The organism is Solilutibacter tolerans (assembly GCF_900155935.1).
In the GTDB taxonomy this organism is placed as follows: domain Bacteria; phylum Pseudomonadota; class Gammaproteobacteria; order Xanthomonadales; family Xanthomonadaceae; genus Solilutibacter; species Solilutibacter tolerans.
This window is the reverse complement of sequence record NZ_FTLW01000002.1, coordinates 174,381-186,209: the sequence shown is the minus strand read 5'-3', so window position 1 is coordinate 186,209 and position 11,829 is coordinate 174,381. Positions and strand designations below refer to the sequence as shown.

Here is an 11,829-nt window from a genome sequence, read left to right as displayed (position 1 = left end):
CATGGACAGCGGGGAAAGCGGGGCAGAAGTGATGCTAAGGAAGCCGGATGCCGTGCGCAGCAGTGTACGGGATGGCTACCTTGTGTCCGACCATGAGCGGGCTTTTTTTGCCACCGGAGGACGCCGCATCCATCTGGCCGCAGGCGAGCAGCTGTTCGCCGAAGGCGACACCGGTCGCACCATGTATGTCATCGAGTCCGGCCAGGTGGAACTGGTCTTTGGCGATGACATGTTCTGCAAGCAGCTTGGCGCTAATGGCTTCTTCGGTGAGCTGGGCCTGTTGATCGGCGATCACCTGCGCAGCGCCAGTGCCCACGCGGTCAGCGACTGCCAGCTGCTGGAAATGGACCACGCCGGCTTCCAAAGCATGCTGCAGCGAGACCCGACCTGCGTCGCCGGCTTCCTGCATCGCGCCATCATGCGGGTGGTGGATAACGAACAATCGCTGATGCACAGCCTGCGCAGGCGCAACCGTGACCTGCAGACGGCGCTCGATTCATTGCGCGAGGCAACCGACCGCCTCACCCGCACGCAAGAGCTCACCCGCACCGACGATCTGACCGGCCTCAGCAATCGCCGAGGTTTCGTCGCCATGATTGAGCAACGCCGCAAGCTGGGCAGTCTGGCCGGTTGCGGCCTGCTCATCATCGACTGCGATGCCTTCAAGGAGGTCAACGACTGCCACGGCCACATCGCCGGCGACCGCGTGCTGCAAAGTGTCGCGCATGTCCTGCGCACGGTGTCGGGCTCGGTGGAAGTGACGGCCCGCCTCGGCGGTGACGAATTCTGCGTTCTGGCCTGCCTGGAAGACCCGGATGACCTGGAGCGCATGGCCGAATACCTGGTCAGCACCGCCTCCGCCCTGTGGGAGATGCATGGCGAGCCGCCGCTCATCTGTCGCCTCAGCATCGGTGGGTGTTTGATCGACCCCGAACGCGATTGGCAGTCTTGGTATGCCAGCGCCGATGCCGCGCTCTATCGCGTCAAAGGGCGTGGCGGCAACGGCTTTGAAGTCGCAGCCATGGATGATGAAACCCTCCCGCCGGGCATAGGACGCGTGCAGGCCGAGGCCGCTACATGAACGCCTTGCCGCGCCGGGAGATTGAAGCCACCAACCAGGCTCCGGACGCGCCCTTGCTGCGCACTTTGTTGCTGACCGATATCTGTGATTCCACCGAGTTCGTCGAAAAAATTGGGGATGTCGCCACCGGCCAGCTTTTCCGTCAACACGACCAACTGGTGCTGGAGCTGCAGCAACGTTGGCGCGGACGCTTGATCGATCGCTCCGATGGCCTGCTGCTGCTGTTCGAGCGCCCCATCGATGGTCTCGGGTTTGCGCTGGACTACATGAAAGCGCTCAAGTCGTTGGGCGATGCGCACCACCTGCCGCTGCAGGCGCGCGCCGGCCTGCACGTGGGCGAGGTGCTGACCTGGCGCAACAGCGTCGAGGCTGTGCAGCAGGGTGCCAAGCCGCTGGAAGTCGAAGGCCTCGCCAAGCCGATGGCCGCACGCCTGATGACCATGGCGCGCCCCAGCCAGATATTGCTCTCCCCGGTGGCGGAGCCCCTGGTCCACCGCGCCTCGCGAGAGCTCGGCGAGCGCGGCGACAACCTGTTGTGGAAATCGCACGGGCGCTGGCAGTTCAAGGGCGTGCCTGGCGCAATGCAAATCCACGAAGTGGGCGAGGCCGGCATCGCGCCGCTGCGTGCGCCCAGGAACGGTGCCAAGGCCTGGCGTGACGTGCCCTTCTGGCGCCGGCCCAAGTCATTGCTGGCCGAGGCCGCGGTGCTCGGCATTTTGGCGTTTGGCGCGTGGTTCTTCTTCAAGCCGGAGCCCGCCATCGCCTTTGGCGCGCGAGACTGGGTGGTGGTGGGCGACATGCGCAACCTGACCGGTGACGAGCGCCTGGACGAATCGCTGGAACAGGCCTTCCGCATCAGCCTGGAGCAGTCGCGCTACGTCAACGTGCTGTCCGACCTCAAGGCGCGTGAAACCCTGCAGCGGATGCAGAAGCCCGAAGGCACCGCGCTCGACCGCAACATCGCGTCCGAGATCGCGCTGCGCGATGGTGCGCGTGCGGTGATCCTGCCCACGGTGTCGGAAGTCGGCGGCCGCCTGCGCGTCAGCGCGGAGGTGGTGGACCCAAGCACGCAAGCCACCGTGTACGCGGAAACGGCGGATGGGCGTGGGATTGGCTCGGCATTGGATTCGGTGGATGACGTGACGGGTGCGCTGCGCGAAAAACTGGGCGAGGCGATGGCCTCGATCCAGCGCGATTCCAAGCCGCTGCCGCAAGTGACTACCGGCAATATCGATGCGTTGAAGGCGTATGCGTTGGGGGAAGAGGCTTTTGCAAGTGGCAACTATGAGCAGGCTGGAATTTTCTACCGTCGCGCAACTGAAATAGACCCCAAATTTGCGCTTGCGTATGTGGGGGGGGTGAAGGTCGCTAATGCTAGGGGCAGGGCTTCAGAAGGAGTGGAGAACCTAAACAAAGCTTTTGCGAATGGACAAAACTTGACTACAAGAGATCGTGCATACCTAGAGGCGTGGCGAGCAAGAATGCTTGAACCAGGTGCGGAGGCTGAGGCTTGGTTATCAATGGCTAAACAATATCCTGACGATTTCCGTGCGATTACAAATTCTGGATACCTTCAATTCGTCCAAGCCCGTTATGGCGAAGCAGCAGTGCAGGCGGAAAAATCGGCGCGAGCACAGAATCCCGGGCATGGGCATGCGTTGCTATTGCTGGGTGATTCAAAGTTGGCTTTAGGCCAAATATCCGAAGCTAAAAGTACATACGCCAAAGCGGCAGAGATTGCACCAGGGCTAAAGGGAGTTGCTACAACTAGGCTATTGAATGCACAAACAGCAGATAGGGATTTTTCGGCAGCAGCCAAGACGTTAGCTAAGACACCAAAGGACTACGAAAGAATTCCGCCTCCGTTTGTTATCGGATACATGATGGCTCGCGGGCAGTTCAAAGACGCAAATCGAGAAGCGCGCGCTTATGCCAAAGCGCAGAGTGAGGTCCCAAGTTGGAGCCTCTCGAATCAAGCAATGATTAGATCACTTGGTCTGTCTGGCTTTGGTGGAGATGACTCCAAAAAGATCCGGGAAAATGAGTTGATAGCGTCACTTTCCAATGGAGCCGAGGGAATGGTTGGGCCTGCCAATGATCAAGTGTTGGCTCACTTGTGCAGTGCGTATGTTGGATATCGAGCGAGTGAGGATCGTATTGGGCAGGCTGTGGTGAACCACTATCGGAAACGAAGCAAGCTAGTGGATGCAGCTGAGGTGCGGTCGTTGTGGATGGTGGTGATGGCTAGGGCAGCATTGGCGCAAGGAAACGCGCATGCCGCACAAAGAGCTATCCAATCGATTGATTCTGCAGTGTTGCCTTATCAGGGGTGGGTGACGCTTCTCGATGCTCAGCTCGCACAGGGCTTGGAGGCGCAAGCTTTGAATACGGCATACAAAGTGGCAGCAGCTCGTGGGCAGGCATTTTCGGAAATCAATTGTGGCTGGAGATTGCAGCCTTTGAATGTCGCGGATTCGGTATTAGCCAATCTTACGATTGCGGAAATACAACAACGGCGCGGGAATTCCCGCGCCGCTGAAACTGCCATCAAAGCTTTTGACGCTGACTGGCCTGCTGCTCAGCTACCAGTTCAGCTTCGGGCCCGCCGCCGCGCACTACCTACGTTCAATTGAATCGGCTGCATTGAAGACCCGCCGGTAAACATCTGGTGTAGTTCGCCCCTAGCGTTAGCAACAACATGCTTTGGCGCAATCCGATCAATCTTGCAGCACAACCATGGCGGCAGCAGCACATGCGGCGGTAGCGGTGGGCGTGGTCCCTTGCCGGGTGTTTGCTTCAGCCACGCCGCCAACTCTTTCGACGGCTTGTAACCCGCCTGGATAAACGCCGCCTGTGGGTCTTTCTTGATCAAGCGGCGGAACTCATTGTCCGTGCTAAGCAGCTCCAGCAGCCTGTTGGCTACCTTCGGGCTGAGCGGCTCGGATTGTCTCCCCTTCATCGTTGCCATGCTGTTTCCCCATCTGGCCCGGCGGGCCGGTCGCCTGACTGTAGTTATGTGAAACTGCACACGCAACCGCCATGACGCGGATCACGCAGGGGAAGCGATGCTATTGAGACGATGCGCCGTGCTCTATATCGAGCCGCGGGAAACGCTGGACTTCGACCTGACCAGCTTGTTGTCTGGCGGAGATGGCCTGTCTGTGCAACGACAGTGGCTCGCATTGGCACCGCACATCGGTGAAGAAGTGGAGATCGATGTCGCTGCGTGTGCACTACTGGGCAACATCAGCGCACACACCTGGACCGATACCAAGAACTTGCCGGAAGAAACGCGCCTGCTCTGGCGCCGCCTACTCAAGCAAGGCTTGTTGATCGGTAAAGGCCGGGAGCATGCGCACTGGCGGGCGCGTGACGAACGCCTGCGTGAGCTGTATTGGCATCCGCTCGGCGCGACTCTGCAGGCCTTCACCCGCTGGCAGGACAACGATTCCGTGCAGGCGATCGAGGACACGGGCACCCAAACCGTGCCTGAGATGCGCCAGGTATTGGGCCCGCCTCCGCCGGAGAGCTATGTCGATGGCGATGACGAAGCCGGCATCGACCTGCCTTGGGCGACAGGCAACAGCTTCGACGAATTGCTGTTGTCGCGCGTCACCTGCCGCAACTTCGACATCGCGCGCCCGCTACCGCTGGCCATGTTTTCGCAGCTGATGCAGCGTGTGTTTGCTGCGCAGGACAAGATCGAAGGGGCGCCGGACACCACCTTCCTCAAGAAGACCAGCCCGTCCGGTGGCGGCTTGCATCCGGTGGAAGCGTATTGCCTGCTGCAACACGTCGAAGGCGTCGCGCCCGGCCTGTATCACTACGATTGCGTGCGCCATCGTCTGGCGCCGTTGTCTGCGCCCGCGATGCCGCTGGAGGAACTGGCCAGCGTGGGCGTCGCATACCAACACTGGTTTGCCAACGCGCACGCGATGGTGATGCTGGTGCCGCGCTTCGACCGCACGTTCTGGAAGTATCGCCAGCACATGAAGGGCTACCGCGTGATCGCGCTGGAAAGTGGTCACTTGTCGCAGACGCTGTACCTCTCCGCAACCGAAGCTGGCCTGGGTGCGTTCATCACCGCGGCCATCAACGAAAAACCATTGGAAGAGGCATTGGGTCTGCAGCCAATGTCGCAAGGCGTGATGGCGATCTGCGGCTTCGGTTGGCGCGGCGAGGTGATGGACACGACCGAGCTGGACCCGCAAAACCGCATCTGGCAATCAGCGGATGCTTAAGCCTGCGGTTTACCGCCGCTGATCAGCCGCTCACCCAGGCTGACGAATTCCAACCCCACTTGCGCCACGCGCTCGTCCTTCATCGCCCGCACGATTAACGTGGCCGGGCCCAGCGCCAGACGGTCACCGATTTGCGGTTGGTCGTCGAAGCGTTCATCGAACAATTGCGCCGCCGTGCGCGCAGCAAAGCGTTTGGGGATGTGCAGGCCGTAGAACTGCGCCAGCTCGCCCAAGGCGACGTTGCCCGGCAAGGTAAAGCTGCCGAAGCTGCCTTGCGTCGGGCCTTCGCCATCGCGCCCGACGAACAACCAATCCAGCCGCCGCGCGGAATTGGGTGGGGCAAGCAGGTACGCGTAGTCGTCAGGTTTGAGCGCGCCCGCTTCTTCGGCAGTCAGTACCTTGCCCTCGCGCACCGCCATCATCAGGCGCGTGTTGAGCGGCCAGCTTTGTGCATCCAAGGCCTTGCTACCGGCCGGCACGCGGTAGCCCAGCAAGTCGTAATCGAGCGTGCCGGGCAGATCCAGTTGCACGCGGCGGGTATCGGGATCACTGCGCGGCACCGCGACATCGAACCAATGCGCCGCGCGGGTGAGCGTCCAGCCTTGCACCAAGAGTGAGGTCAGCACCACGACGAACGCCACGTTGAAGTACAGCCACGCGTTCGGCAGTTTGGCCAGCAAGGGAATGGAGGCGAGGAAGATGCCGACTGCGCCGCGCAAGCCTACCCACGCGATGAAACCGATCTCGCCTGCGCGATAGCGGAAGGGCAACAGGCATGCGGCTACCGCGAGCGGGCGGGCGATGAACATCAGGAACGCGGCGACGCCGAGCGCCGGCCACAGCACATCCAGCAAGCGACTGGGCGTGGCGAGCAAGCCCAGCAGCAGGAACATCATCAGTTGTGCGAACCAGGTCGTTGCATCCTGGACGGACATCACCTCGTTGCGTGCGCGCACCGGGCGGTTGGCAATGACGATGCCGGCGAGGTACACCGCCAGATAGCCACTGCCACCGATGTAGTTGGTCAGTGCGAACACCGACACCGCGCCCGCCATCGCCAGCCAAGGATGCAGGCCGGAAGGCAGGCTGAAGCGGTTAAGCGCCCACACGATCACCCGCCCGCCCGCGTACCCGAGTGCGACACCGGCGACGATCGCCCAGACGATCTGCACGATCAGCATCGAGACCGTCGGCGCGTTGCCCGCCAGCCAGCCGGTCAGCGCGATGGTGAGGAAGACGGCGACGGGGTCGTTCGCGCCCGATTCAAGCTCCAACGTGCTGCCGGTGCGCCGTTCCAGATGCAGACCACCCGCGCGCAGCAAGAAAAACACGGCCGCCGCATCGGTAGAGGCGAGCACGGTGCCCAGCAGCATCGCGCGCATTGGCTCCAGGCCCAACAGGTAATGCGCGGCAACGGCGGTGAGCGCAGCGGTGGCCAACACACCGACAGTCGCCAGCAAGAGCGAAGGGACTACGCTGCCTTTCACCTGAGAAGCGCGCGTCTGCAGGCCGCCATCGAACAGGATCAAAGCCAGTGCCAGCGAACCGACCAGGTAAGTGAACTGCGTGTTGTCGTAGCGGATGCCGCCGGGACCATCAACGCCCAGCACCAAGCCCAGCACCAGGAACACCAGCAACAAGGGAGCACCAAAGCGCCGCGCCAGCAACGACGAGGCGATGCCGGCCAGCACCAACAAGGCGCCACCCAGCAATCTCAGGTCGATGGTGTGCAGGATCTCCAAGCGCGCGGGTACTCAACTGCATTCAGGGGATGAAGGCAGTCTAGCGGCTGGAGGCGAAAAGTTTGGTGGGCATGTGTAAGGATGGCCCGTGGCGGGAGTGCATCGGGCTGGGTGTGGCGATCAAGCCGCCATGGCTGGATTCGGGCCGCGTGCGTCCATCGTGCGATAACCGATCGCTTCGGCAAGGTGTGCGGTGTCGATGTTGGGCGTGTGTGCCAAATCCGCGATGCTGCGCGCCACCCGCAAGATGCGATGTACACCACGTGCAGAGAGTTGCATGCGGTTGATCGCGTGCTCCAGCAGGTGCTGGTCGCTAGCCTGCAGGCGGCAGTCGCGCGTTAGTTCGCTTTGTCCCAGTAGTGCATTCGGCTTGCCAGCGCGGGTGAGTTGCCGTTCGCGCCCGGCGATCACGCGTTGGCGGACATCGGCGCTGCTCTCGCCCGGCGAGGCATCAGCGGCGAGCAGGTTTGGCGGCAAGCGTTGCAGCGTCAATTGCAAGTCAATGCGGTCGATCAAAGGCCCGGAAATGCGGCTGCGATAGCGCGCGATCACATCCGCACTGCAGCGACATCGCCCCGATGCATCGCCCGCCCAGCCGCAGGGGCAAGGGTTCATTGCCGCGACCAGTTGAAAGCGTGCAGGAAAATCACACTGCCGCGCCGCGCGCGACACGGTGACGGTGCCGGACTCCAGCGGTTGGCGTAGCACTTCGAGCGCGCTGCGGCTCCACTCCGGGAGCTCGTCCAAAAATAGGACGCCGTGATGCGAAAGCGATATTTCGCCCGGACGCGGTGAACTGCCGCCGCCCGTGAGTGCAACCGCGCTGGCTGTGTGATGAGGGCTGCGGAACGCACGTTGCCGCCATTGCGCCGGATCGAAAAACTGTCCGGATACCGAATGCACGGCGGCGCTCTCCAATGCTTCGGTTTCGCTCATCGGTGGCAGGATGCCGGGCAAGCGTGAGGCCAGCAGCGTCTTGCCACAACCTGGGCTGCCGACGAGCAGTAGATGATGCTGGCCACAGGCCGCGATCTCCAGCGCGCGTCGCGCCTGCGCCTGTCCGCGCACGTCGGCGAGATCGAGATGCGATGGGGCCGCTGCAGCCGCCATCGCCTCTGCAGCGGGCAGTGATTTCTGCCCGCGCAGAGCCGCACAGACTTCCAGCAAGGTGCGTGCAGTGCGGACATCGGCGTTGCTGACCAATGCAGCTTCTGCACTATTGGGTGCCGGCAGCACCAGTTGGCGACCCGCTTCGGCCGCGGCGAGGGTGGCGGGCAGCACGCCATGCACGGCGCGAAGCTCACCGGTGAGGCCCAATTCACCAAGGAATTCGCATCCTTCCAATACCTGTTGCGGCAGCTGATCACTGGCCGCAAGGATGCCGAGCGCTATTGGCAAGTCGAAGCCGCCGCCATCCTTACGCAGGTCCGCTGGCGCGAGGTTGATGGTGATGCGACCAGCAGGGAATTCCAGTTGCGCGCAGACAATCGCCGCACGGACGCGATCTTTGGCTTCGCGCACGGCGGCTTCAGGTAGCCCGACAATTGACAGGCTCGGCAAGCCTCCGCCGACATGCACCTCCACCGTCACCTGCGGCGCACGCACACCTACCCGCGCCCGGCTGATTACCCGTGCCAATCCCATGTCGTGTTCCTCGCGACATGCCGAAGGCACATCGCCCAGAAGTGTTGCGGCTTAGTGGCGCGCCGCGTCGCTGGATGAGCTCGCCGAGGCTTCAAGCTCAGCCACCGAGCGCTCCAATGCTTCGAGCTTTTCGCGCGTCTTGAGCAACACCGCGCGCTGTACTTCGAATTCTTCGCGCGTCACCAAATCCAGCCGCGCCAAGCCGGCCTGCAGCACGGATTTGAAGTTTTCCTGCAGTTCTTCGCGACCTTCGCGGAGCGAAGGCGGCAAGAGGCCGCCGAGACGGCGGGCGAGGTCATCCAGTTGAGTGAGATCGATCATCGGATTGCGCTCCTGCGCGATGGCTTGCCTGCACCATGCCGCATGCCGGGTAGCGGCGACATCGGGCGGGCCCGCGATGTGGGGTCAGGGAAATCCTAGCAGCGTGGCTGTCGCCAAGCGATGATGGCTGACCATGCGATGGCTTAAAGTGGCCACATCGAAACCCGAGGTCACGCAGATGAAAATGGTGATGGCGATCATCAAGCCCTTCAAGTTGGACGATGTGCGCGAAGCATTGGCGGATGTCGGGGTCACCGGTATCACCGTGACCGAGGTGAAGGGCTTCGGCAGACAGAAAGGGCATACCGAGCTTTATCGCGGCGCGGAATACGTGGTGGACTTCCTGCCCAAGTTGAAGCTGGAAGTCGCGGCGACCGGTGAGCAAGTGGATGCGGTGGTCGAGGCGATCTTGCAATCGGCGGGGACCGGCAAGATCGGCGACGGCAAGATCTTCGTCTGGGATCTGGAGCGCGCGGTGCGCATCCGCACGGGCGAGCTGGATGCCGACGCGTTGTAGTCGTCGCGCTTAGTCGCGGTCATCCAGCCGCGATTTGTCCCAATCAATCAGCGCATCAAACACCGGGCCAAGTGATTCGCCGCGTGGCGTGAGTGCGTATTCCACTTGCGGGGGCACCGAAGGCGTGATGGTGCGCACCACGATGCCGTCCTGCTCCAGATTGCGCAGCTGCAAGGTCAGCATGCGTTGAGTGATGCCCGAGAGCGCACGCTGCAATGCATTGAAGCGCGTCGGCCCGCGATGCAGTAGATAGAGAATCGATGGCTTCCACTTGCCGCCGATCACCGCGACCGTGCGTGATACCGGGCAGTCTCCCGGGCGCCAATCCACCGGAATTTCCAGCGCCTCGGTCAAGGCGATCGCATCGGGGGCGCGTTTGAAAGCCATGCGGTATCACTCCTGTGCGTTCTTTCGGCGCTTGCGTGCAAGGCCTATGGTCGATGCACGTTAACCCGAGGAGGACATCATGTCCGTGATTCTAGGTGCCACAGGTCAAGTAGGCAGTCATGTCTTCAAGACCTTGCAAGCGATTGAACCCGATGCACAACTCCGCATTGTCTCGCGACACAGCCCTGATGATTTGTGCGATGGGGTGGAGTGGCGTGAAGTCGATGCATCAAATGATGTCGATGGCCTGGCATCCGCACTGCATGACGCCGCAGCTGTCTTCGTGATGAACCCGGTGCCGCCCGATGCCGTGGATGTGTATCAAAAGGCCGCGAAGATCTCCGACACGATTGCTTTGGCCGTGAAAAAAGCAGGCAGGCCACGCATCGTCGCGCTGTCATCGCAGGGTGCGCATTTGTCGCAAGGCACGGGCATCATCACCGCGCTGCATGATTTTGAAGAGGCGTTGCGTGCAACCGATGCGCCATTGACCTTTGTGCGTTCGACCTTCTTCATGGAGAGTTGGCTGCCGTTTGCAGCAGCGGCGATGAAAAGCGGTCAGTGGTGGGCGATGCGCGATCCGCCGGATGAACAAAACAGCGCGGTGAGTGCGCGCGATGTCGGTGCAGTCATTGCACAGTGTTTGCATGATGAGGATTCGCCCGGCATCGTCAATGTGACGGGTTCGCGAATGTATTCGGAAAACGATGCCGCGGCCCTCATGGCATCACTCAGCGGGCGCGCCATTGAAGTTGTCCCGGTTCCCGCTGCGGAACGGCCCGGTGCATTTGAGGGTGCGGGTCTTAGTCCAAGCTATGCAGCTGCGCTAGCCGAGATGCATGACGCATTGGATGCGGGCCGCGTGCCGTTCGAGATCATGCCGGACACGCGGCAAGGAGGCACGTCGCTCGAAGAAGTTTTATGTGTGCTGATGCCAAACACGCCGGGCTGAATGATCGCCCGGCGTGAGGAGAGGGCATCAGCCTTTCAGCGCCTTCGCCACGAACGGCGGCAGGTGGCGTGCACCGGCGTGGATGTCGGCGCTGTAGTACAGCGTCTCGAAGCCCTTGCCGCGTGCATCGGCTTCGCGGAAGGTGAAATCGGCGTCCGCTTCCTTCTTCGCCATGGTCACGCTCCACCAGCCGGTCGGGTAGCAGGGCTGCGGGAACGGCAGGGTCTGGAACGACTGGAAGCCCGCCTTGCGCATTTCATCGCGCATCTCGTTGATGAGGTCCAGCAGCACCAGCGGCGACTCCGACTGCTGCACCAGGATGCCGCCGGGTTTGAGGGCGCGCGCGCAATCGGCGAAGAACTTTTCGTTGAACAGGCCCTCGGCCGGGCCGACCGGGTCGGTCGAATCGACGATGACGATGTCGACGCTGCCGGCTTCGCAGTTTTTCATGTAGGCCAGGCCATCATCGAACATGATGTCCGCGCGCGCGTCGCCATTGGATTCGCACAGCTCGGGGAAATATTTCTCCGCCATGCGGGTGACTTGCTCGTCGATATCGCATTGGGTGGCCTGCTCGACGCCCGGGTGTTTCAGCACTTCGCGCAGCGTGCCGCAGTCGCCGCCGCCGATGATCACGACGCGCTTGGGGTCCGGGTGCGTGAACAGCACCGGGTGGGCGATCATCTCGTGATAGAGGAAGTTGTCGCGCGTGGTCAGCATCATCGCGCCATCGATCAACATCAAGTTGCCCCAGTCGGTCGATTCATAGATCTCGATCTTCTGGAATGGCGATTGCACCTCGTCCAGCTTCTGGGTGATGCGATAGCCAATCGACGAGCCGGCGGGCTCGAAATTCTCGTACAGCCAATCCTGCTGGGCCATGGGGGTTCCAATCGGTTCAAGAGGCGCGGATTGTAACGATGGCAGCCGTAACCCGTCGTTAG

Annotated in this window: 11 protein-coding genes; 5 read left to right on the top strand and 6 right to left on the bottom strand. The window is 61.9% G+C overall.

Annotation, left to right across the window (positions count from 1 at the left end; genetic code table 11):
* Positions 1-52 precede the first annotated feature (52 nt).
* Both BW989_RS04025 and BW989_RS04020 read left to right on the top strand, forming a co-directional pair.
* Complete coding sequence (locus BW989_RS04025; RefSeq protein WP_242651287.1) at positions 53-1,081, top strand: GGDEF domain-containing protein; 1,029 nt, start codon at positions 53-55, stop codon at positions 1,079-1,081.
* Positions 1,078-3,714 carry a putative peptide modification system cyclase gene (locus BW989_RS04020; protein WP_076585626.1) on the top strand — a complete coding sequence of 879 codons (2,637 nt, stop codon included), beginning with the start codon at positions 1,078-1,080 and terminating at the stop codon, positions 3,712-3,714. The genes BW989_RS04025 and BW989_RS04020 overlap by 4 nt, the downstream gene beginning before the upstream one ends.
* Here BW989_RS04020 and BW989_RS04015 read toward each other — a convergent pair.
* Positions 3,672-4,049, bottom strand: a complete 378-nt coding sequence (locus tag BW989_RS04015) for an NHLP-related RiPP peptide (protein WP_083688208.1) — start codon at positions 4,047-4,049, stop codon at positions 3,672-3,674. The genes BW989_RS04020 and BW989_RS04015 overlap by 43 nt on opposite strands.
* Positions 4,050-4,146: 97 nt before the next feature.
* On the opposite strand from BW989_RS04015, the gene BW989_RS04010 reads away from it, so the two are divergent.
* Positions 4,147-5,322 carry a putative peptide maturation dehydrogenase gene (locus BW989_RS04010; protein WP_076585622.1) on the top strand — a complete coding sequence of 392 codons (1,176 nt, stop codon included), beginning with the start codon at positions 4,147-4,149 and terminating at the stop codon, positions 5,320-5,322.
* Here BW989_RS04010 and BW989_RS04005 read toward each other — a convergent pair.
* The 3 genes from BW989_RS04005 to ubiK form a co-directional block, all read right to left on the bottom strand.
* On the bottom strand, positions 5,319-7,064 hold the full coding sequence (locus BW989_RS04005) for a potassium/proton antiporter (protein ID WP_076585620.1): 1,746 nt from the start codon (positions 7,062-7,064) through the stop codon (positions 5,319-5,321). The two genes, BW989_RS04010 and BW989_RS04005, sit on opposite strands and share 4 nt — an antisense overlap.
* A gap of 120 nt (positions 7,065-7,184) precedes the next feature.
* Positions 7,185-8,708: a YifB family Mg chelatase-like AAA ATPase gene (locus tag BW989_RS04000; RefSeq protein WP_076585618.1), complete on the bottom strand. Its 1,524-nt coding sequence runs from the start codon at positions 8,706-8,708 to the stop codon at positions 7,185-7,187.
* 51 nt (positions 8,709-8,759) lie between these two features.
* Entirely contained in the window at positions 8,760-9,029 is a 270-nt protein-coding gene (gene ubiK / locus BW989_RS03995; protein ID WP_076585616.1) for a ubiquinone biosynthesis accessory factor UbiK, read from the bottom strand.
* Positions 9,030-9,207: 178 nt separating this feature from the next.
* On the opposite strand from ubiK, the gene BW989_RS03990 reads away from it, so the two are divergent.
* Positions 9,208-9,546 (top strand): P-II family nitrogen regulator, encoded by a 339-nt coding sequence (locus tag BW989_RS03990; RefSeq protein ID WP_076585614.1) that lies wholly within the window; start codon positions 9,208-9,210, stop codon positions 9,544-9,546.
* Positions 9,547-9,555: 9 nt separating this feature from the next.
* Here BW989_RS03990 and BW989_RS03985 read toward each other — a convergent pair whose 3' ends face one another.
* Positions 9,556-9,933, bottom strand: coding sequence for a winged helix-turn-helix transcriptional regulator (locus BW989_RS03985; RefSeq protein WP_083688206.1), 378 nt, complete (start codon positions 9,931-9,933; stop codon positions 9,556-9,558).
* A gap of 79 nt (positions 9,934-10,012) precedes the next feature.
* On the opposite strand from BW989_RS03985, the gene BW989_RS03980 reads away from it, so the two are divergent.
* Positions 10,013-10,885, top strand: coding sequence for an NmrA family NAD(P)-binding protein (locus BW989_RS03980; protein ID WP_076585612.1), 873 nt, complete (start codon positions 10,013-10,015; stop codon positions 10,883-10,885).
* Between the two features lie 27 nt (positions 10,886-10,912).
* On the opposite strand, the gene speE is transcribed toward BW989_RS03980, so the two are convergent.
* A complete protein-coding gene (gene speE, locus BW989_RS03975; RefSeq protein ID WP_076585610.1) occupies positions 10,913-11,767 on the bottom strand; it encodes a polyamine aminopropyltransferase in 855 nt (284 codons plus the stop codon).
* Positions 11,768-11,829: the final 62 nt, after the last annotated feature.